At 30.0% G+C, this 23,179-nt stretch carries 17 protein-coding genes; 5 read left to right on the top strand and 12 right to left on the bottom strand.

The features are described from left to right. Nucleotides 1-34: 34 nt before the first annotated feature. The 12 genes from IR151_RS09830 to IR151_RS09775 form a co-directional block, all read right to left on the bottom strand. On the bottom strand, nucleotides 35-2,287 hold the full coding sequence (locus tag IR151_RS09830) for a molybdopterin cofactor-binding domain-containing protein (RefSeq protein WP_227434347.1): 2,253 nt from the start codon (nucleotides 2,285-2,287) through the stop codon (nucleotides 35-37). After that, entirely contained in the window at nucleotides 2,280-2,768 is a 489-nt protein-coding gene (locus IR151_RS09825; protein ID WP_413927357.1) for a (2Fe-2S)-binding protein, read from the bottom strand. Before IR151_RS09825 ends, IR151_RS09830 begins: the two co-directional genes overlap by 8 nt. 374 nt (nucleotides 2,769-3,142) lie before the next feature. After that, nucleotides 3,143-4,468, bottom strand: a complete 1,326-nt coding sequence (locus tag IR151_RS09820) for a uracil-xanthine permease family protein (protein ID WP_227434346.1) — start codon at nucleotides 4,466-4,468, stop codon at nucleotides 3,143-3,145. Nucleotides 4,469-5,492: 1,024 nt separating this feature from the next. After that, a complete protein-coding gene (locus IR151_RS09815; RefSeq protein ID WP_227434345.1) occupies nucleotides 5,493-7,094 on the bottom strand; it encodes an N-acyl-D-amino-acid deacylase family protein in 1,602 nt (533 codons plus the stop codon). A gap of 86 nt (nucleotides 7,095-7,180) precedes the next feature. Further along, on the bottom strand, nucleotides 7,181-7,858 hold the full coding sequence (locus tag IR151_RS09810; RefSeq protein ID WP_227434344.1) for a hypothetical protein: 678 nt from the start codon (nucleotides 7,856-7,858) through the stop codon (nucleotides 7,181-7,183). A 12-nt stretch (nucleotides 7,859-7,870) separates the two neighbouring features. Next, nucleotides 7,871-8,566: a DUF5058 family protein gene (locus IR151_RS09805; protein ID WP_227434343.1), complete on the bottom strand. Its 696-nt coding sequence runs from the start codon at nucleotides 8,564-8,566 to the stop codon at nucleotides 7,871-7,873. Nucleotides 8,567-8,616: 50 nt separating this feature from the next. After that, complete coding sequence (locus IR151_RS09800) at nucleotides 8,617-9,816, bottom strand: membrane dipeptidase (protein WP_227434342.1); 1,200 nt, start codon at nucleotides 9,814-9,816, stop codon at nucleotides 8,617-8,619. 257 nt (nucleotides 9,817-10,073) lie between these two features. Beyond that, complete coding sequence (locus IR151_RS09795; protein WP_227434341.1) at nucleotides 10,074-12,119, bottom strand: sigma-54 interaction domain-containing protein; 2,046 nt, start codon at nucleotides 12,117-12,119, stop codon at nucleotides 10,074-10,076. A gap of 197 nt (nucleotides 12,120-12,316) precedes the next feature. After that, nucleotides 12,317-13,126 carry an alpha/beta fold hydrolase gene (locus IR151_RS09790; RefSeq protein WP_227434340.1) on the bottom strand — a complete coding sequence of 270 codons (810 nt, stop codon included), beginning with the start codon at nucleotides 13,124-13,126 and terminating at the stop codon, nucleotides 12,317-12,319. 83 nt (nucleotides 13,127-13,209) lie between these two features. After that, on the bottom strand, nucleotides 13,210-13,743 hold the full coding sequence (locus tag IR151_RS09785; protein WP_227434339.1) for a ferritin-like domain-containing protein: 534 nt from the start codon (nucleotides 13,741-13,743) through the stop codon (nucleotides 13,210-13,212). Nucleotides 13,744-13,922: 179 nt separating this feature from the next. Beyond that, the gene (locus IR151_RS09780) at nucleotides 13,923-15,272 is read right to left on the bottom strand and encodes a TldD/PmbA family protein (protein ID WP_227434338.1); all 1,350 of its coding nucleotides are present in this window, start codon (nucleotides 15,270-15,272) and stop codon (nucleotides 13,923-13,925) included. Between the two features lie 11 nt (nucleotides 15,273-15,283). After that, a complete protein-coding gene (locus tag IR151_RS09775; protein ID WP_227434337.1) occupies nucleotides 15,284-16,666 on the bottom strand; it encodes a TldD/PmbA family protein in 1,383 nt (460 codons plus the stop codon). A gap of 231 nt (nucleotides 16,667-16,897) precedes the next feature. Here IR151_RS09775 and IR151_RS09770 point away from each other — a divergent pair, with 231 nt between their 5' ends. The 5 genes from IR151_RS09770 (at nucleotide 16,898) to IR151_RS09750 (ending at nucleotide 22,919) form a co-directional block, all read left to right on the top strand. Further along, nucleotides 16,898-18,112, top strand: a complete 1,215-nt coding sequence (locus IR151_RS09770) for an FAD-dependent oxidoreductase (protein WP_227434336.1) — start codon at nucleotides 16,898-16,900, stop codon at nucleotides 18,110-18,112. A gap of 199 nt (nucleotides 18,113-18,311) precedes the next feature. Continuing rightward, nucleotides 18,312-20,204 carry a sigma 54-interacting transcriptional regulator gene (locus IR151_RS09765; RefSeq protein WP_227434335.1) on the top strand — a complete coding sequence of 631 codons (1,893 nt, stop codon included), beginning with the start codon at nucleotides 18,312-18,314 and terminating at the stop codon, nucleotides 20,202-20,204. A 268-nt stretch (nucleotides 20,205-20,472) separates the two neighbouring features. Further along, nucleotides 20,473-21,447, top strand: a complete 975-nt coding sequence (locus tag IR151_RS09760; RefSeq protein ID WP_227434334.1) for a 2-keto-3-deoxygluconate permease — start codon at nucleotides 20,473-20,475, stop codon at nucleotides 21,445-21,447. Nucleotides 21,448-21,467: 20 nt separating this feature from the next. Next, nucleotides 21,468-21,743 (top strand): UxaA family hydrolase, encoded by a 276-nt coding sequence (locus tag IR151_RS09755; protein WP_009891186.1) that lies wholly within the window; start codon nucleotides 21,468-21,470, stop codon nucleotides 21,741-21,743. 12 nt (nucleotides 21,744-21,755) lie between these two features. Beyond that, entirely contained in the window at nucleotides 21,756-22,919 is a 1,164-nt protein-coding gene (locus tag IR151_RS09750) for a UxaA family hydrolase (RefSeq protein WP_227434333.1), read from the top strand. The last annotated feature ends 260 nt before the right edge of the window (nucleotides 22,920-23,179 follow it).

Below are 23,179 nucleotides of genomic sequence, written 5' to 3'. Positions count from 1 at the left end.
TTTGTATAACTAATTTCTTTTGTATAAAACAACATTAAATATTTATATTATCCATTAAAATATTTTTCTTTAATGGCAAACTATAAAAATCACAGTTTAACGCATTTGCTACTGCATTTGCTACTGCTGGTGCTGATGGTACAACAGAACATTCACCTATACTCTTAGCTCCAAATGGACCTCCAGGTTCTCCACATTCTATCATTCCAACTTTTATTTGTGGCATTTCACTAGCCTTTATCATATGATACGAGCGAAATGAATTAGCTTTTATTCTTCCTCTATTATCAAACTCAAGCGCTTCAGTTAACGCATATCCTATTCCCATTTGAATTGCTCCTTCAATCTGACCTTCTACAGACATTGGGTTCAAAGCTTTACCCACATCATGTACTGCAACATATTCTAAAACTCTTACACTTGCCAGTTTAGTATCAACCTCAACTTTAGCAAAATGTACACCATATGAACTTGCTCCAGTTTGAGATGCAAAAGTTTCAGCTCCTATAATCTCTCTTAAACTTACCCTTTGAGCATGTATCATGACATCGCATAAAGTGGCTTGTTTGTTGTTATTTTTGATAGAATAAACTCTATCGTCCTTAAATTCTATATATTCTTCATCCTCTTTTAAGAGTTGGGATGCTTCTTTTAAAAGCTCTTTTTTTACTGAGTTTGCTACTTTTAAAGCTGCATTTCCGGATACAAAAACTCCTCTACTTGCGTAATCTCCTAAATTCCATGGTGATGCTTCTGTATCTGCCTGTATACATTCTATTTTTTCCTGGCTTATTCCAAGTACTTCAGATATAATTTGTACCTGCACACTTACAGATGCATTTCCCATATCATGAGTACCTGTATATAATACAGCTGAACCATCTTCATTCATTTTCAACATTAAAGCTGTTATATCTCTATGTGCCCCAAAGCATCCATTTCCATGTGAACCAACTGCCATACCTACACCAATTAAAAACCTACCATTTGATTCATTTTGCTGTCTTATTTGTTTTTTCCAGTCAAACATTTCAGCACCTTTTTTTATACAGTCTATTGGTCTTGGATTACCATGAGGACTTTTAAATCGTTGGTCTATTCCATCTGGTTCAACTAAGTTCTTAAGCTGTAAATCTAAAATATCCATATTTAGTTTTTTTGCAATTTTATTTAGTTGGGATTGTTGTGCAAAAAAAGCTTGTGGAGAACCATATCCTCTCATTGCTCCTGCAATTGGTGTGTTTGTATACACTGGTATTCCTGTATATCTCATATTTTCAATCTTATATGATTTAAATACTTTATGACTCATTGCTCCAATTACATTTAAAGCACTTGATGCATATGCTCCTGTATTTGTTAGAACTTTCATATCTTGTGCTACAATTCGACCATCTTTCATAACACCTGTTTTTAGATATACAACTGCACCATGTCTAGTTCTTGTTGAAGCAATAGTTTCTCTCCTGTTAAGTTCTAGTTTAACTGGCCTACCTGATAGTTTTGCTAATAATGCTACAATTGGCTCAATTGTAATCTCTAATTTACCTCCAAAAGCTCCTCCAATAGCTGGACTTACTAGTCTAACTTTATTCATTGGTACTTCAAATAACTTAGATAAGATTATCCTAAAGCCAAAAGTATTTTGATTAGGACTATAAACAGTAAGTTTTCCATTGTAATCATAATCTACAATAGCCACATGAGTTTCTATTGCACCATGATGTATAGCTGGAAGTGTATACTTATCTTCAAAAATATAATCAGCTTTTTTCATAGCTTCTTCAATATTTCCACACTGTTGTACACTTACTGCAAGCTTGTTTCCACCTTTATGGATTGGATATGCACCCTCTTGTATTGCTTCTTCTGGATTAAATACTGATGGTAATTCTTCGTATTCAACCTCAATAAGCTTCAATGCTTTTTCAGCAGTTTGTAAATCTTCAGCTGCAACAGCTGCAACTTTATCACCAACAAAACGAACAGTATCATCAAAGATATGTTCAACCTCTGGCAACTCATGTTCATAAAATCTCATGGCACTATTAAAGGCTTTTTGAGGTGAGTTTTTATAAGTGGCTATGGCTTTTACACCTTCTAATTTTTCAGCTTTTGATGTGTCTATTTTTTTAATTTTTGCATGCGCTATAGGGCTGAATAAAACCTTAGCATAAAGCATATTTGGAATTTTCATATCCGCAGTATATTTAAGTTGGCCAGTAGCTTTAAGTACAGCATCTCTTATTGGGACTCTCTCACCAATAATTTTAAATTTATTACTCACAGGTTATACCCCCCATCCTTTTTGCTGATAAAAGTATAGCCTCAACAATTTTTACATATCCTGTACATCTGCAAAGATTGTTATCTATAGACTTTCTAACATCTTCCTCAGAAGGATTTGGATTTTTGCCTAGTAAGGCTTTTGCCGACATTATCATCCCTGGAGTGCAATATCCACATTGAACAGCTCCACAATCAATAAATGCTTGTTGAATTGGATGTATATTGATTCCATCTGACAACCCTTCAATTGTCAATATCTTTTTCCCAACTGCGTTTCTTGCTAGAATCAGACATGAATTAACTGCTTCTCCATCTAAAATTATTTTACAAGCTCCACAATCACCAGTACTACATCCACACTTACTTCCAGTTAAATTAAACACTTCTCTTAAAACATAAAGTAAAGTCCAGCTTTTTTTTATACTCACCTTTCTCAATCTGCCATTTATATCAAGTTCAATAACATCTATAATCTCCACCTTCTCCCCACATAATTTAAATTTTAATATTTTCTATGAAATTTAATCTTTGATTAATTTATCCAAGTTATTTACTCTCCTTTGACAAGTAAAATCCATAATTACTGTTAAAAAAGGAGGGGCAAGGCGCTCCTCCTGGATATCCTTTCAGATTATACTTTTATTAAAATGAGTATCATATCTTTTGATTATTTAGTTTTTTAAGGTTTTTGGGTAAAAAAAATAGAAGCAAGGCGCTCCTTCTTGGATATCCTTTCAGATTATATTCTGCTCAAATGCAAGCTATTAGGTTTCCTTCAAAGTTCAATTCTATTTTTGGTAAAAAAAATAGAAGCAAGGCGCTCCTTCTTGGATATCCTTTAGAATTACATTCTCTAAGCTTTACAACTTACTTTACTTTCCACTACATCTTCTTTTTCCTTAGGCAATACAATATTTAGTATTAAAGATAATAAAGCTGTTCCAGATATACCAGTCATTAAAGTGACTACAATGCTTGGTAAAAATGCTAATGCAGCTTGATTAAAATAACCACCCATACCAATGCCCAATGAGACTGCTAAAATTGTTATATTACGATTTGTCATCTTTCCCATTCCAATAACCTTAATACCTGATGATGCAATTGTTCCAAACATCATAACTAATGTTCCTCCAATAACTGGGTCTGGTGTTAAAGCTAATATCTGGGCAAACTTTGGGAAAAATGCTAATACGCCTAACATTACTCCTCCAAGTGCTACTATGTACCTACTTGCAACTCCTGTCATACAAATTATTCCTATGTTTGGACTACCTGATATAACTGGAAGCCCATTAAACAAAGCTGCAAAACAACTTCCAACTCCATCTGCTCTCACAGCTCTCATCAATTCTTTTTGTGTAGGTAGACGGTTTTCAACAGAACTGACAACACCTGTCGTATCTCCTATTATTTCCATAACTGTAACAATATGAATTGTACATATGGTTATAATAGCTCCCAAGTTGAACTCCAATCCCCAGTATATAGGTTTTGGCATTGCAAACCAATTTGCTTGTGCCATACTAGAAAAGTCAACCATACCAAATATTATTGCTACTACATACCCTATTACTATTGAAATTATTATGGATGCTACTTTTAGAAAACCTTTTCCAAATTGATTTAAAATGAGTGTTAATAATAATGTGAATATAGCTAAAGAAAAATTAGCAACTACATTAGGTCCATGAGCATCAAAAGATACTGCGTAGTCAAATGAAGAACTCATAAGTGATAACCCTACTGCCAAAACAACACTTCCTGTAACAGTAGGTGTAAAATATTTATGTAAATATTTTACTGCAAGAGGTCCTACTAAAGTTAAAACTAGACTTCCTACAAGTACTGCTCCAAAAGCTCCAGCAATACCAACATCATTATTTGTACTTAAGGCAATTAATGGTGCTACAAAGGTGAAACTTCCACCAGTAACAATTGGCAACCGTGACCCTATTGGTCCAATTCCCATAGATTGCAGTATGGTGCTCACTCCTGCAATCAACATCGAACATTGAATCAAAAATGCAGTCTCACTTAGTGAGAGACCCATGCCCACAGCTACTAAAATAGCACCTGACATAGTACCTGCAAAAGCAGAAAAAACATGTTGCATACTAAGCGGTATTGCTGTTAGAAGCTTTGGCTTGTCATTAAATCCATACTTGTAATTTTCCATATCTTACCCCTTATCGCTCCCGCCATTGCCGCCAAATGTATGGAGCTATGTAATAAATTATTAGTAACCTTAAAAGTTAGAGCCTAATAAATATTGCACAGTTACATTATGAAGTTTTAGTAATACATTTTGAAATTAGAAAAGCTCTAATTTAAGGAATGGCGGAGGATTAGTTACTAAAAAAATAAAACGTTTGCTTTTAGCATCATTTTTATTTTTTGTAAGCTAGGTAATTAATCCGATTTTTAATTGTATTATACAGTCACGATTTTATACTGTCAAGATTATTCTGACAATTTAATTTTAGTTTTATTTAGAATTATTAAAGTAAAAATAATAATCAATTTGTAGAATAAAATCAGTATTAAAATACTTTAATTTTCAAATTTTTGTTATTTTATTATCGAAATTCAGTTTAATATTTATTTCTATAAAATATATACAACTTCTTATTTTAGCCATATAACACTATTTCAGTAAATATAATAAATAAAGATATATATAATAATCATAAAAATTTTAATTATTGGATAAATATAAATATTTTATTGTTTATTTAATTAAATCAGACATAGTATATACATTTTATAATACAATATTATTTTAATATATATAAAAAAAATAATTATTTTTTATTATTTTCTCATTCTCTGATATTTAAATTCTCTTCTATTAGATATTTTTTTAACATTTTTTCATAAAAAGTTTATCTTTACATACTTACAAAAAATTTATTTTTCAAAATTATAACCATTTATTTTCCCAATTTTTCTACATATTTCAATAAATAAAAATCTTAATTTTTTATTATAAAAGTAAATTATTTTTTGTACATTTCTTATTACTCATGCTTTTTATTATTGCTATAAATTAATATCTATTACTATTACGAGAAAAAACGAAGAGTGATTTTTATTTAAATAATATTCAAACTTCGTTTTTTCTTACTAGCTATTTATTTAATTTCTAAATTTCTATTATTTTTTAATACTTTATCTTTTTAATAATCTATCTTTTTAATAATCTATCTTTTTAATACTTCACCACATGGATTTTTAGTAACTTTACCTTCTTCTAATGCAATTTTTCCATTTACAATTACATATTCAACACCTTTGGCTAATAACTGTGGATTTGAGAAGTCAATCTCTTCAGACCTAGGATAGCCGTAGTTTTCCATATCAATAACCGCTATATCAGCTATTTTACCCTCTTTAAGTATACCTCTATCCTTTATTTTAAACTGGTTAGCTGGTAATGAAGTTACCCTTCTTACTACTTCTTCCAATCTTACACCTGATTTTTTATACATATCAAAGAAAATTGGAAATGCCCCTCTTCTTTGAAGCTCAAACCATGACATATCTCCACCTACACTAAACAAACAATCTGAACCAACCATAACAAATGGATTATTTATTATCTTTTTATCATGTAATTTATCAGGAAAATCTCCCCTGTACATTCCTCCTAGACAAAATATAAGTTCTTCATCTCCATATAAAAGTAAATCTAGTAATAACTTATTCTCATCTATACCTTTTTGCATAGCTATTTCACGTATTGATTTCTTTTCCATATCAATATCATTGGTATTTAGAAGTATTATACTTCCTCTATCTCCAAGTATAAATGCCTCTTTTAATATCAAAGCTCTTCCTTCTTCATTACTAAGAGCATCCATAACTCCATCCATACCTAATTCAAACAAACTAGATGATATTGCCATAATAAATTGAAGTACTCTTTTTTTCTTCATACAATGTCCAGAACTTCTTGGTACTGTATCAACCATTATATCAACACCATTGTATCTAGCTTTTAATATCTCATCAAAGGCTTCTATTTCAACTGGACTTAAATGTGATACTTGAACTCTAGCACCACTTTTTTGACCTACCTCTATAGTTTCTTTTACTGCATTATATCTTCCTATGTAATCTCTAATATGGGATGTATATATACCATCATGTTCCTTAATTAACTTTGCAATATCAACAAGTTCATCAATATCAGCATACTTACTTGGTATATATGCCAATCCAGTAGATATTCCAAAAGCACCACTTTTCATGCCATCATTTATTATATCTGTAATTTCATTTTTTTCTTTTTTTGTAGGAGGTCTATCTTTAGACCCTCCCATAACACTCCATCTTATAGTCCCATGACCCAATAAAAATCCCATATTAATAGCTATTCCACTCTTAGATATAAGGTCACAATATTCTATAAAACTATCCCAATGCTTATTTTTATCTATAAGATACTTTTTTTCTTCTTCAAGTAATAGACCATTTTTATACATATATTCATATATATTTTCAGAAGAATATGGTGTTATAGAGTGACCACAATTACCATTTATAGTTGTTGTAACACCTTGTTTTAGGAATTTTTCAAATTTACCATCTAGTATTGCTACTATTTCTTCATGAACATGAGGGTCAATAAATCCAGGTGTTACAACTTTTTTATGACAATCTATCATTTTATTTGTATCATCATTTATCTCAGAATCTATTCTTACTATTAAATTATTTTTTATAGCTATATCTCCATAAAAACCATTTTCTCCAGTACCATCTACTATAAATCCATTTTTTAAAACTAAATCATATGCCACATTATTCACCTCTTAAAATATAATTTTATTGCAGTAGCCTTTACTATAATTCTTTATATTTTAAACTTTTTACTTCTTTAATTTTACTAGTCTCTAAGTTTATCTTTATGCATAATTCTTGCAATCAATATAGTACCAAATACACATATAAGAACTACTAAAGATTGTGGTATTATACCTTGCTTTGATAATATAATAGTCAATACAGCTATTACAATTGCTACTAATCCTAGTTTTTTATCTTGTAAAAAAACTTGTCCAAACACTGACCCAAATAGAGCTGGTAAGATTAAATTCAATTTTTCTACTACTTCAGGTGGTATTTTAGACAACACACTTCCTCCTAAAATTACTCCAAAAGTCAAAATACTTATATTTACTAGAATAGATACAGCTATTCCTATAGTAGATATTATTGAACCTTCTTCTGTTCCAGATTCAACTTCTGCTGCTTTTTGAGCTGCTATTGAACATGGCAGTCTCATATTAGATATATTTCCAGAAAGAAAACTCATATAAGTTCCTGGTATCCCTAAAATTGGTGAATAAGAAACTGGCTCTATTATGTAGTTTGGTGCGCTCATACTAACTATTGCCATTGTACTTGCTAATAATGCTGATATTGGAGGCATAAGACCAAATCCAAAACTTAAAATTATTCCAGGAACTAATGCTTCTATAATACCTAAAGATAATGTCAATCTACCATACCTTATCATAAAAGGTAAGTACTCTTCATTGTATATAGATTTTACTTTACTCATAAAACTCCCCCCTTATATTATTGAACCTATTATCATCCCACTAAACATTGATATTGTAAGACCCCACTCTCTCAGCCATTTTATATTTTTCTTTTTTTCAATCATACAAAGTATTACCATTATTATCATTCCACTTATACATGCAATTGTTCCATTGTCAAAACGCAACACTCTATCAGCATTTAGGTATGCAAATGAACCTAACATTGCTCCTACAGATATTATTGGTATAAATGATTTCTTACCACTAGAAATAACATTCGTTATTTTATCTAACTTATGCCCAAACAATAATGTAAATATTATCCACCCTAAAGAACCTAATATCATAGTCCAAACTGCATTTGTAAATGCTACTTTTGTCATCTCAGGAGAACCCAAAGTTATCCCTAACGCATCTGTTCCAAACCCAGCTGACATAGATTCAAAAATTACAGAACCTATAAATGATAATCTCATCCATGCTATAGGTCCACCCATAGTTACTATAAGTGAAACCATCCCAGCAAATATAGTCATTGATGGGCCTATAGCTGAAATAGCACTACTCTTAATAGCTGATTTTATTTGCTTATCAGTTATTCCCATCGTCTTCCCAACTTTACAAGATTTTATAGCAAATACAAGAGATTGTACTACTACTATTGATACAGCTACTGTACTTGCTATCCACAAAAGTGGATGATTGGCTAATTTTAAATAATCCATTGCAAAAAACCTCCCTATAAATCCTCAAATTTTATTAAAACATTTAAGCCTTATTTCCAAACCTTATTCAATACTCTAAGTATGTTTCCACCCAACACCTTTTCTATTTCCTCATCACTATATCCATGTTTTACTAAATATCTGACAATATTTTTTGAAGTTTCAGTTGGATTTTCAAGACCTTTTACATACTCTACTTTAGGATGCTCCTTTGTCCCAGTTATTTTTTTAATATCAAATTTAGCAGCTAACACTGAATGTAATTTAACATGGTCACCGTATACTGTATCTGGTCCAAAAGCCACATGGTCTATCCCTACTAGATTTTTAATATACTCAAAATGTTCCATAAATGACTCTATTGAATGTTCTTTGTTTTTTTCAGTTATTGTAGTATGTGGTGCTGCTTCTACACCTATAACCCCACCCTTTTTCGCACATGCTATTAGTACTTCATCTGGCGTTAATCTATTTGTGTTCCACAGACTTCTTGCCCCAACATGACTCAATATTATTGGGTCCTTACTGTGTTCTATAACATCAAGTGTCGTTTGAACTCCAACATGAGAGCAATCTATTGCCATTCCAATCTTATTCATTCTTTCAACAGCTTTTCTACCAAAATTCGTAAGTCCACCATCTTTTTCTTCTTTCAATCCTGAACCCAATGCATTAGATTCACTATATGTTATACCCATTAACCTTATGCCAAATCCATACAAAATATCTATTCTATCAAGTTCATTTTCTATTGGTGCAGCTCCTTCTAAAGTAGGTATCAAGGCCACTTTTCCTTCTTTTTTTGCTCTGTATATATCTTCTACTTTTTCACACTTTATAACAAAATCTTGGTGTGCTAAGTCACATAATCTCATACCTAAATCTATTAATATATCATCCCACTTCCATCCTGAGCTTGATGTTATTGTACATACACCATCCATTAAATTATCAAATATAGCATCGTAATATCCTCTTGATAATGCTTCATAAGCACATCTTTGTTTACCCTCTCTATTGTATTCAAATATATCTCTTTCTAAGTGTTCTGGAAATAAAACTGGATGTTCATGTAGTGATATAAATATTTTGTCATCCACTATATTTTTAACCTTAGCTTCTTGAATATCATCTAACTCGATAAGGTATTCTTTTACTCTCTTATCTCCTTTACACATCTCAATAGATGAGATATCTTTTCCCTTTTCTAAATAACTATAAGCTTCATAGCCTTTATAAGCTGACTTCATAACAATATCCTCCAAATTCTACAGTTTTTTATATTTTCACTATGTAGCAATTGATATGCCAAAATATAAATTTTAATTGCATACTAAATCTTTCAAAAATAAAAACAGTAGTAAAGTGATGATTTACTACTGTTTATTAGAAATAATATTTTTTATTTTTAATTTAATATTTTTAAAATTATCTCAATATTTAAAATAATTTTAATTATTTAAGATTATTATAGGGAGTTTTTAGGGGATTTTACATTTATATACCCCTATATTTCCCCCTTAAATTTTATATATGATATAAAATTCTTTCCTTCATCAGTTATAAAACTCCCTTGTTTTTTTACTCCAGATGACAGCAATCCATGATTTTTTAATTTATCTATTCTTTTTCTAATTTGGTCTACACTTAATGTCATACTTTTTTCTTTTAAGATTTCTTGTAATTTATTTCTTCCTAATGATATATTTTTATTATTCCAAGTTTCTATACTCATCAATATACAAATACTTTCATTAAAGAAATTTGATTGTTTGAAATCCAATATAATTGAATCAAAGTTTTCATTAACTAAAGTATTGTTATTTTCAAATTTAAATTGTTCCGGCAAATGCTCATAGTCTACTCTATCTTCCTCCACTATAGTGTCAATATAATAAATCAAATTCTTAAGCTCCCTTACATTACCTGGCCACTCATACAATTTTAATACTTGCATTGATTTTTCTGTAAAACATTTATTACTATTTATTTCATCCAAAAAATACTTACTTATAAGAGGTATATCTTCCTTACGCTCTCTAAGCCTTGGTATTTCTATATGTAATACATTAATCCTATAATACAAATCTTCCCTAAAAGAACCTTCTTTAATTTTTTTCTTTAAATCCTTATTTGTAGCAGCTATAATCCTAACATCTACTGGTATAATTTTACTTCCACCCATTCTCATAACTTCTTTTTCTTGTAAAACTCTCAACAATCTTTGCTGTACCTCTAGAGATATATCACCTATCTCATCTAAAAAAATTGTTCCTGTATGCGCTCTTTCAAATATCCCTATTTTTCCGCCTTTTATCGCACCTGTGAAACTTCCTTCTTCATAGCCAAAAAGCTCACTTTCAATAAGTGTATCTGACAAAGAAGATAGATTAACTGCAACAAATGGCTTGTCTTTTCTTAGAGATTCATTATGTATTGCCTGAGCAAATATTTCCTTTCCTGTTCCATTTTCTCCAAGTATCAACACAGAAAAATCTGTAGATGCTATCTTTCTTGCGATATTAATTTTTTCTTTTATTATTTTAGTCTCACCTACAACATTCTCAAATGTGTACTTTGATACAAATCCCTTTGTATGAAATTTATTTTGAATCTTATCCTCAAGCATCTGAATTGCACTTATATCTTTAATGCTTATAATACTTTTTATTCGCTCATTATTTTCATACACATTTACTTTATTAATTATGAGTTTTTTGTTATTTAGGCTTACTACTTCATCACTGACTTCATCCTCTTGAAAAAATATTTTTTTGATAATTTTATCACTAAATAAATCCATAAAATTATTAGATATAATCTGATTTTGGTCTACTCCAACTAGATTAGAAAATACTTTATTGCAATATATAAACTTCCCTAATTTATCAATAGAAGCAATCCCTTCATCGATAATCTCCAAAAAACTCTTCATAGTTTTATTCATAGTTGTATAGTATCTATATCCACTTACTGTGTCTTCATTATATTTTTCTTTGATAATATGTAATTTATCTATAGATATATTAAGTTTTGTAAAGATTTCTATAACTGTATTTATATCTATTATTTTAGCACCTATATCTATTATTTGCTTTAAGTTCTGTGGTACTCTATTTCTACTTCCTGTAATAATTCCAATCTCACATTTAGACTTATCACATCCTGGATAATATGGTATTAAATTAATATGAATTAATCCTAATTTTCTAATTATCTTGGCTGTTTCATCTGCTGACTCTTTATAATCATCTATAACCATAACTTCAGAATCATTTTCTATACTTATTATCTGGTTTATATTTTCAATATTTATTGTACGATGTACTATTACAATAGGTATATTTTTATCGATATTATTGTGTATATGCTCTTTTATCTCATTATCTGAACACACTATAAGTTCATACTTTAATAGTTCAATATTTATGCTATCCATATAGACTAAATTATCTATATTACAAAATTCTCCAAATATATTTTCTAATTGTTTTGAGATATCTATATTTATTTTGTCATCAGTTGATACAAATAAAATATTATGTTTTTTCATACCATCACCTCCTGTTTAGTTAATATAGAAACTAATAATTTGGTCTATTGTAGCACTTTTTAAAAAAATTTTAAATCTTAAAAATCATATTTTATACTATTTGGTAATATTTTCTACTCAAAAATAAAATGGTATAGAATTTAATCTATACCATTTTATATAATATCACCATATTTTTAATTATTAATAAGATATTTCTATTCCTCTAAAAACTGCAAGAATTCTTGATTAAATAGTTTAAGTTCATCATAGAATATTGCATGACCGCTATACTCAAAAGTATATAAAGTTGAATCCTCTATTTTTTCATTCATAAAAACTGCAAATTCATATGGGCATACTTGGTCTAATTTCCCATGAAATATACCAGTAGGCACTCTTACACATTTTAAATCATTAAACAATTTTTCATCTCTTAAAGATACAGCTGTTCCAATAGTTCCAATACCTGATGCACTAAAACCAATGTCGTTAAACCACCTTCTAAAGCTTTCTGATGGATTCGATGCAAATACTTTTTCTCCAAAATTACTTACCATTTCTGGTCTATCAGTACATGCCTGAGCTATCAGTTTATTAACATCCTCACGTGTCATACCATATGGAAACTCTGGAGGTCTTTGTACAAACGATGGTGCAGCAGCAGCAAGTAATGCTAATTTTGATACTCCATAGCCATGAAACAGACTCATATATCTAAGTACAATTGCTCCTCCCATTGAAAAACCAACAAGGGTAAAATCTCTTAATCCAATGGCATGTACCACCTTATAAATATCATCTGCTAATTGACTATAATTATACCCTCCTGATGTTGCAGCAGACTTACCAAACCCTCTTAAATCAATTGAAACGGTTCTATATCCGAGTTTTGGTAATATATTTGTTTGATATTCAAATATCTTATGTCCTAATGGCCAGCCATGTATAAAAAGTACTGTTTTTTTAGCACTCGGATTTAAATCATAAACTGCTATATTTATATCATTTACATATACATAATACATATCAATAGCAACTCCCTTCAAGAAAATGTATGATAGTCATTTTATATATATGAATAAAATGATGAATAAATAAACTTTCGAGTTTATCTGCAATACTTTTCTATTGCTTTTTTAAACAAACCTACATGGACCTTTTCATCTAAAATTATTCTATTTAATATAGCTTTTATATAAGGGTCTTCAATAATACTTATATCCTTGTAATAATTCTCAATAGCCACATACTCTAAATGTAAATCCGATTTTAATCTACTACAAATAGAATCTCCATAAAATACAAAACCACCATTCCAATATGCACCACAAGAACTTGTCGAACCTCTATATATAGGATTTCCACCCAATAATCTTATAGTCTTTGCTAATATCTCCATATGTAACATTTCTGTTATAGATATATTTATCCACATTTCACTCAGTTCTCTATAATTTTCATCTAAATCAAAGTCATGGTATAAGTACTGGGTTACACTTGTAAATTCACTCGCTACACCAGAATAATCATCCATTAATAGCTCTGCATAATACTTATTCGGCCCTAAAACTTTTATTTCTGGATACGGCTCATCACTTGAGTAGCCCTTTCTCTTGTGCATATCGTAATGTGCATCACTCATAATACATCCTCCTTTAAAATTAGCATATGATATTAATTGTATTCATCAAAGCTTTGACATATAACTTTATTAGGATAGTTAGGGTTTAATAAATAACTTAAATTAATAAAAAATCCATGCTAATAAAAATTAACATGGATTTATATTTACCTTTATATTTGTGCAATTATTTTCTGTATCTATTCATCTTTTCCTGCTACTGATAACTCTTTAATAACAACTGAAGGTGAACCTATACTACTCATTGGAAATTCTAAATCGTCTCCTATAACTTCAATATCTTTTAATAAATCGAAGTAATTACCAGCTACTGTAATTTGCTCTACTGGAAATGCTTTTTTACCATCTTTAATATAAAAACCTTTAGCTGCTAAAGAAAAATCTCCTGTTACTGAATTTGCCCCTGAATGAAGACCTGCAAAACTAGTAACCATCAATCCTTCACCTATATCCTTCATAATTTCATCTAGAGATTTATCTCCTTTCTCTATATAAAAATTAGTGGGATATATGCTTATAGGTGATGAATACGAAGATTTTATTCCATTTCCTGTAGTCTTTATATTTGCCTTATTGGCTGTCTTTAAGTTATGAAGTAAAGTTATAAGCTTTCCATTTGAAACAACTTCTTTTTTAAATGTAGCTACTCCCTCATCATCGAAAGGAGTAGATGCCATACCATTTTCTAAAAGTGGGTCATCAACTATTGTAACTATAGGAGATGCTATCATATCTCCCTCTCTATCTTTCAACAAAGATAATCCTTTTTGGGCTGAATCAGCATTAAATATTCCAGAAAATGTACTAAGTAAAGATACCATTGCTTCATTAAACAATATAGTTTTATATTTGCCTGATGGTATACTCTTTCCACCTATTTTAGATAAAGCATTTTCAACTCCAAGCTTTGCTATCTCACAAGGCTTTATTTCTTCAATAGAATTTGCTATATTATATCCCACTCCATCATACTTTTGTCCATTGTCTTCTATGATAGGAACTACAAACCCTATAAGCATATTAGTTTTATTACTTAAATCAAGACCTTTAGTATTATATATACCATTACTTGATACAGAATAAGATATAGTGCATCTAGATAAATTTACTACCTTATCTGAATAAGCTTTAGTCTCTCTTTCCATTTCTAGAGCTAAATCAATCAACTTATCTGCTTCTAAATTTTCTAACTCTTTAGAATAAGTCTTTACATCATTATAGTGCTTATCGCCTTCATATATAAATTGTACATCTTCATTTTCGATAGCTCTTACCCCATCTTTTACATTTTTTATCAACATATCAACAGCTTTATCATCTAAAATTTCTGTATAAGAATAACCTACCTTTCCATTTACCTTACCTCTAAAAGATAAACCAAAAGACTTATCAAGATTGTATTTCTCAACTTCTCCTTCATATATATTTATACTTAAATTTTCCCCTGTGGAATAATACACTTCACACTCTTCAAATCCTTCACTTAGAGCTTTTTTAAATAATATATCCTTAAAACTTTTAAGTTCCATAATTATCCCTCCTATCTTCCACCTACAGTAATTTCTTTTACCCTTATCATAGGCTGACCTACATTAGTTGGTATACTTCCTGATGATGAACCACACATACCCTGAGCTTGTTTTAAGTTATCACCAACCATATCTATATTCATAAGTACATCGCTACCTTTTCCAATTAAACTAGCACCTCTAACTGGCTCTTGTATTTCTCCATTTTTTATCAAGTAACCTTCTGAAACTGCAAAATTAAACTCTCCTGTTACAGGATTTACAGACCCACCACCCATTTTTTTAGCATAAAGTCCATCTGATATTGACTTTATAATATCTTCTGGTTTATCTTCTCCAGCAGCAATATAAGTATTAGTCATTCTCGAAGTAGGAGCAAATTTATAACTCTGTCTACGAGAACTTCCTGTAGGATTCATTCCCATTCGTCTACCATTAAGTTTGTCTATCATATAAGACTTCAAAATCCCATTTTCAATCAGTATATTTTTTTGAGCTGGATTTCCCTCATCATCTATATTCATAGAGCCCCAGTAATTTGGTATTGTACCATCATCTATAGCTGTAATCTTCGTAGATGCAATTTGCTGACCTAATTTATCTGCAAATACGGAGTTTCCCTTTGCAACTGATGTAGCTTCTAAAGAATGTCCACAAGCTTCATGAAATATTACTCCACCAAAGCCATTATCTATTGCTACCATCATATTACCTGCTGGACAATTTTTAGCATGCAACATAGTATGTGCTACTCTAGCTGATTCTTTTGCATAGTATTCTGGGTCTATATCTTCAAATATTTCAAATCCTTTACAACCTCCAGGTCCTTCAAATCCAGTTTGATTTTCATTACCTTTAGATGCAATTGAACTTATTCCCAGTCTGGTTCTTATTCTTCTATCTTCAACATATATACCTTCAGTGTTTGCAATTAATATTTTTTGGTCTTTATCTGAATAGCTAACACTTACTTGAGATATATCACTACTAAATTCTTTTGCACTCTTATATGCAACCTTCATAACATTTACTTTATCTCTATTACCTATTGAATTTGGATAAATTTTTATATTATGTATGTTATTTATTTTAATACTGTCATTTAATATTACACTTTTTCCATCTTCCAATTTACCTAATGCAACAGCAGCTTTATACGCTACATCCAACAAACTATTTAATGAATTGTCACTTGTATAAGCATATATACTCTTTAACCCTTTAAATATTCTTATTCCTATACCATAGGTTCTTCCACCTATTGCATTTTCTACTTTATTATCTATTAAGCCAATAGAATTATTTATAGTGTCTTCTTCAAAAATCTCAGCAAAATCTCCTCCAGTAACTAGACACTTTTCTAATACCTTTGAAGCAATATCTTTTGAAAGCATAAATTTACCTCCTATTTTAAATTTTTATTTAACTTTTATTCAATCTTTTTTACTTGTTAATCATCATTATATACCAAATTGCTTATGAATATATTATACATATGTTTTACACTAAAATGTTATCACATTTTTATTTATACATACCCATTTATATAAGAAATTAAAATGTATAATATTATTTACTATAGAAAATAATACACTCATACATAATAAATTTTAGGAGTGAAATATATGAATCAAGAATATGTAAAAGGTAAACCTATTTTTACCAGTATAAATAAAATTCCAAGACAATTTCCATACCTTACTGATGATATTGATACAGATGTTATAATCGTTGGAGGCGGCGTAACAGGATGTATTTGTGCATACTATTTAGCTAAAAATAATATAAAATCAGTTATCCTTGAAAAAGGAAGGATTGCGCATGGAAGTACTAGTGTAACCACATCACTTTTACAGTATGAATTGGATGACAATTTGATAGATTTGACAGAAGTAATGACTCTAACTGATGCCTTAAAATCTTATAATCTTTGTGTATCAGCACTTGAAGAGTTAGATAAATTTATAGAATTGCATGGAAATAAGTGTGATTATGCAAAAAGAGATACTTTACTTTACACTGCCAATAAACTTGAAATAAAAGCTATAAAAGAAGAATATGATTTAAGAAAAGAAAATGGATTTGATGTTGAGTATATTGATGAATCTACAAATCCTTTTGGTTTTGATTTAAAGTCAGGATTGATAGCAAAAAATGGTGGACGAGAACTAGACCCATATAAATATAGTCAGCATCTCATTGATGTAAGTCTAAAAAAAGGTCTTGAAGTATATGAAAATACAGAAGTAAAAAAAATAGACTTTTCAAATGATAAAGTAACAGCTGAAGTGTCTTATGGTTATAAAGTTTATGGTAAAAAACTAATTGTGGCTACAGGATATAATACAAGTTTATTTACAAATAGAAATTTTGCAACTAAATCTAATACCTTTAATATAGCTACAAAACCACTTAAAGATATTGATTCTTGGAAAGACAATATTCTGATTAGAGACAATTGTGACCCATATAATTATCTAAGAACCACTAAGGATAATAGATTGATTATAGGTGGCGAAGATGTAGACTTTAGTGATATAGAAGATGAGGCTTTAGCAAATAAAAAATATGATATTTTAGAACAAAGGCTAAAGGGCATGTTTAAGGATATAAAAGATATACAAATTGAGTACAAGTATTGTGGTTGCTTTGCTTCTACTTTAGATAACTTAGGTTTTATTGGACCTGATAACAAAAACCATAACTTATGGTACTGTTTAGGCTATGGAGCTAATGGAATACTTTTTGCAATATTAGGAGGTATAATGCTTAGTAAGCTATACCTTGGAGAAGAAGATAAAAATATGAGATTATTTAAGGTAAATAGATTTGACAAATAGATGTTATTATATATTAAAAGACTGTACTAAAAAAACTTTAGAATTCTAAAATCTTATTTTTAGGCAGTCTTTTATAATAATTTATTTAAAAATACTTTATTTAGAATTAAATATAAAGTAAAATATTAAAATATCACTGATAAAATTTAGTTATGATAATAATCTTTAAGTTTATTTGATGAAATATGGAGGAATTATTATGAAAGAAATACTTGTTATTGCTCCTACTAAAGGAACCTATGAAAAATCGATTCACATAGTAAAAAAATATAAGTATACAAACATTGATGTTGTATTTGGTAATTTAAAAGAAGGAATACCACTCGCCGAAAAAAGTATTAACCATGGTACTAGAATTATCATAAGTAGAGGTGGAACTTACAATATGTTAAAAGAAACATATAACATACCTATAGTTGAGATTAAAGTAGATGCTTATGATATTATAGAAAGCTATAAGGAAGTTAAAAATTCAAATGAACCATTTGGGATAATTGGATTTAATAATGTTATATATGGCTTTGATATTATAGAAGAAATATTGAATAAGAAAATAACGATGATTGAAATTGAAAAGGAAGAAGAAATTTATGATGCTATAGAAAAATATAGAAAAAAAGGCATCAATACATATATAGGTGATACTACTGTTGCACATATTGTTGAAAGACTTAATTGTAAGGGAATATTAATTGAATCTAGAGAAGAAAACATACTTAGAGCCATTCAACAAGCTGAACAAATACTCGACGCAACTAAAGATGAGCAAAAAAGAAGATTACAGATAGAAGCTATGACAGATTTTGTACATGATGGAATAATAACAGTTGATAAAAATTTTAAAATCACATTATTTAATAAGAGTGCTGAAAAAATATTTGGTATAAAAAAAGAAAATGCACTTTATCATAATGTTATAGATGTTATTCCAAACACAGTTTTACCTCAAGTAGTTGAAACCATGGAACCACAAATTGGTGAAATACAGAATATAGGAAGTACAAAAATCATTACAAATAGAGTTCCAATTATCGTTGATGGTCAAATTCAAGGAGCAGTTTCTACATTTCAAGACAGTAAGGAAATAAGTTCATTTGAACATACAATAAGAAGAAGTCTATTAAACAAAGGTCTATCTGCTAAATACACATTTGATGATATAATCTATGCAAGTGAAAAAACAAAAGACTGTATAGAAGTTGCAAAAAAATATGCTTGCTATGATACTCCAATGATTATTACAGGGGAATCTGGTGTTGGTAAAGAGTTATTTTGTCAAAGTATTCATAATTATAGCAAACGTAAAAATGCTCCTTTTGTTGCTGTAAACTGTGCTGCAATACCTCCATCTTTAATAGAAAGTGAGTTCTTTGGATATGAGGAGGGCTCATTCACAGGAGCAAGAAAAAAAGGAAAAACAGGTGTATTTGAATTGGCACATGAAGGAACAATCTTTCTCGATGAAATAAGTGAAATTCCAATTGAACTTCAAGGAAGATTATTAAGAGTCTTGCAAGAAAAGCAAGTTATGAGAATTGGTGGTGATAAAGTTATTCCCATAGATGTAAAAATAATTTGTGCTTCAAATAAAGACTTAAAAGATATGATGCGTGACGGTTTATTTAGACGAGACCTTTACTTTAGAATAAATATATTAACATTGTATCTTCCTTCACTCAAGGAGAGAAAAGAAGACATCATAAAATTATCAGAATTTTTCATAAAAAAATATTCAGCTAAATACAATAAGATACCTTTAATTATCACTCCAAATATCAGACAAGCTCTTCTTGAAAAAGAATATGAAGGAAATATAAGAGAATTAGAAGGAATAATCGAGAGAGCTGTTATTATAGAATCATTTGATTCAATTTTATCAGAAAAATACAATAGTGAATATGCAAATACTATAAATGATACAGATAAGGCTGATTTTAAATGTAATAACTTAGACTTAAAAACACTAGAAAAGAAATATATCTATAAAGTCTATAATGAAAATAATAGAAACACTACAAAAACTTGTGAAATACTAAAAATCACTCGCTCCACCCTATGGAGAAAGTTAAAAGAAATTGAAAGTGATGTTTAAAAATAATACATATATAATATATCGAAACGTTTTATGTTTAATTTTAATACATAAAACGTTTCTTTATTTCTATTTAAAATTCTACTACATAATAAATAGATTATTTTTTTTTGCTACATTTTTCCATATAATTTTTTTAATCTAAGCAATCTACAGTATTTTATACGAATATTAAAAATACTTATAAAAATAAAAACTATATAACACCTCTATTGGCATAGTAATTGCTTTTAAGTACTTATATAAAAATTAAAAGGAGTGATACTAGATGCATATCTTAAAATCGGTGAAAAAGATACCAGGAGGACTTATGGTCTGTCCCCTGCTATTGGGAGCACTATTTAATACAGTATGTCCACAGGCTCTTGAAATTGGAGGATTTACAACTTCCTTATTTAAAACTGGTGCAATGAGTATACTTGCTCTATTTTGTCTATGTAATGGCGCTCAAATCAACATAAGACAAGCAGGCAAACCTTTGACTAAGGGCATAGTACTCACGGCAACAAAATTTGTAATTGGTGCAGTACTAGGTATTATTGTTAGTAAATTCATTGGGCCTAAAGGCATAATTGGTATTACACCTCTTGCTATAGTTGCTACTATGACTAATTCAAATGGAGGTCTATTTGCTGCTCTTGCTGGTGAATATGGAGATTCTACAGATGTTGGTGCTATATCTATCTTATCTCTAAATGATGGTCCATTTTTTACGATGCTTGCCTTTGGAGTAACTGGACTTGCAAATGTGCCTATAGTAGCTTTATTTGCAGCACTCATACCAATATTACTTGGATTTATACTTGGTAATCTCGATGAAGATATACGAGAATTTCTTGCACCTGGTACAACATTGTTAATACCTTTCTTTGCTTTTCCTTTAGGAGCTGCATTAAACTTTAACCAAATTATAACTGCTGGATTCCCTGGAGTTATACTAGGTCTTGCTGTAACTCTAATAACAGGTATGGGTGGATATTTTGTAATGAAACTTATACGTGCAGAACATCCAGCAGTAGGTGCAGCTACTGGTACGACAGCAGGTAATGCGGCTGGTACTCCTGAAGCTTTAGCCGCTATTGACCCTACACTTGCTACAATTGCGGCTGTTTCAACAGTACAAGTTGCTGCAGCTATCATTGTTACAGCAATATGCTGTCCAATGCTCGTCTCCTATTTGGATAAAAGAGAAAAAAGAAAAAAAGCTATTTTTAAAACAAATAAAAACATAGAAGTAAACTAATATTTTTAGGAGGTAAAAATATGAATGCAATTATTCATGCAAATGAAAAAGACAATCTAGTTACATGTGTTAGACCTTTAGTTAAAGGTGAAAAAGTTTCAATTGATGGAAAATCTTATATAGTAAATGATAATATTCCTGTTTTTCATAAAATGGCTACAGAAGATGTGAAAAAAGGTGATGTTGTTTATAAATATGGAGAGATTATAGGAATTGCAACAGTTGACATAAAAACTGGTGACTATGTTCATGTACATAATATTGAAAGTACGCGTGGTCGCGGAGATAAAAAATAGGAGGTAATAAAAATGAAATTAATGGGTTATTTAAGAGAAAATGGACAATATGGTATTCGTAATCATATTTTAGTTATTCCAACATCTGTCTGTTCAAGTGAGACAGCTACAAGAGTTGCAGCACTTGTTCCTGGAGCAATAGCTATCCCACACCAACATGGATGTTGTCAAATTGGCTCTGATATAGAGCTTACAGAAAAAACATTGATAGGATTTGGTAAAAACCCTAATGTAGCTGCTGTTTTAGTAGTTGGACTTGGATGTGATGGTATTCAAGCAAAAGATTTAGCATCTGAAATATCTACAACAGGAAAAAAAGTCGACTATGTTGTTATACAGGAATGTGGTGGAACACTAAAAGCAATAGCTAAAGGTGCTGAAATAGCAAGTCAGATGGCTCGTGAAATATCAAAAGAAGTAAGAGTTGAATTTGATATGAGCGAAATTACATTGGCACTTGAATGTGGTGGCTCTGACCCAACAAGTGGAATTGCATCAAACCCTTCAATAGGAATTGCATCAAATCTTCTTATAGATGAGGGTGGCAGTAGTATATTAAGTGAGACTACAGAAGTAATTGGTGCAGAACATTTATTGGCTACTCGCTTTGAAGATGAAAACATGAAAGAAAAATTTCTTAAATTTGTAAATAATGTAGAAAAAAGAGCAATTACTATGGGAGAAGATTTACGTAGTGGTCAACCTACTCCAGGTAATAAAGCTGGTGGATTATCAACAATTGAAGAAAAATCACTTGGCTGTATGTATAAAGCAGGGAACAAACCATTCAAGGGTGCTCTTGAATATGCTGAGATTTTACCTTCAGATAAAAAAGGTTTATATTTTATGGATACTCCAGGTCAAGATATAGATTCTATCACTGGTATGGTTGCAGGTGGTGCACAGATTGTAATCTTCTCAACTGGTAGAGGTACTCCAACAGGAAGCCCAATTTCGCCAGTTATTAAAATTACTGGAAACAGTGATACATACAATAAAATGATAGATAATATCGATATAAATGCAGGTAGGATTATAACAGAGGGCGCTAAAATTAAAGATATAGGTAAAGAAATATTCGATGAAATAGTGGAAGTATGTAATGGTAAACAAACTAAAGCTGAAAGCCTTGGCCATAGAGAATTTGGTATTTACAGAATTGCATCTACTTTCTAGTTTGTAATAAATATAAGGTATTGTTTTATAAATTCAATATTTATACATATACTATAAATTAAAAATCCTTTATAAATGTTTTTTCAACCCCAAAAAGGACTGTATCAAAATAGTTAAAATAATTTTGAAAACAGTTCTTTTTGGTACTATAAAAGTGTAATTGTTTACATCGGAAACGATGATACATTTGCACTTATTTTAATTTATAATATAGGTGTAATTTGTTTGACGAGGTTCTTTTTGGATTAGTAACATCCGGA

Source organism: Clostridioides sp. ES-S-0006-03 (assembly GCF_020662275.1).
GTDB lineage: Bacteria > Bacillota > Clostridia > Peptostreptococcales > Peptostreptococcaceae > Clostridioides.
The sequence above is the reverse complement of the archived record's forward strand: the minus strand, read 5'-3'. Positions and strand labels throughout refer to the sequence as shown.

Coding starts and splice junctions, on each gene's coding strand:
- IR151_RS09820 (WP_227434346.1), bottom strand. CDS start 4,468: ATGGAAAATTACAAGTATGGATTTAATGACAAGCCAAAGCTTCTAACA.
- IR151_RS09810 (WP_227434344.1), bottom strand. CDS start 7,858: ATGAGTAAAGTAAAATCTATATACAATGAAGAGTACTTACCTTTTATG.
- IR151_RS09805 (WP_227434343.1), bottom strand. CDS start 8,566: ATGGATTATTTAAAATTAGCCAATCATCCACTTTTGTGGATAGCAAGT.
- IR151_RS09800 (WP_227434342.1), bottom strand. CDS start 9,816: ATGAAGTCAGCTTATAAAGGCTATGAAGCTTATAGTTATTTAGAAAAG.
- IR151_RS09795 (WP_227434341.1), bottom strand. CDS start 12,119: ATGAAAAAACATAATATTTTATTTGTATCAACTGATGACAAAATAAAT.
- IR151_RS09790 (WP_227434340.1), bottom strand. CDS start 13,126: ATGTATTATGTATATGTAAATGATATAAATATAGCAGTTTATGATTTA.
- IR151_RS09785 (WP_227434339.1), bottom strand. CDS start 13,743: ATGAGTGATGCACATTACGATATGCACAAGAGAAAGGGCTACTCAAGT.
- IR151_RS09780 (WP_227434338.1), bottom strand. CDS start 15,272: ATGGAACTTAAAAGTTTTAAGGATATATTATTTAAAAAAGCTCTAAGT.
- IR151_RS09775 (WP_227434337.1), bottom strand. CDS start 16,666: ATGCTTTCAAAAGATATTGCTTCAAAGGTATTAGAAAAGTGTCTAGTT.
- IR151_RS09770 (WP_227434336.1), top strand. CDS start 16,898: ATGAATCAAGAATATGTAAAAGGTAAACCTATTTTTACCAGTATAAAT.
- IR151_RS09765 (WP_227434335.1), top strand. CDS start 18,312: ATGAAAGAAATACTTGTTATTGCTCCTACTAAAGGAACCTATGAAAAA.
- IR151_RS09760 (WP_227434334.1), top strand. CDS start 20,473: ATGCATATCTTAAAATCGGTGAAAAAGATACCAGGAGGACTTATGGTC.
- IR151_RS09755 (WP_009891186.1), top strand. CDS start 21,468: ATGAATGCAATTATTCATGCAAATGAAAAAGACAATCTAGTTACATGT.
- IR151_RS09750 (WP_227434333.1), top strand. CDS start 21,756: ATGAAATTAATGGGTTATTTAAGAGAAAATGGACAATATGGTATTCGT.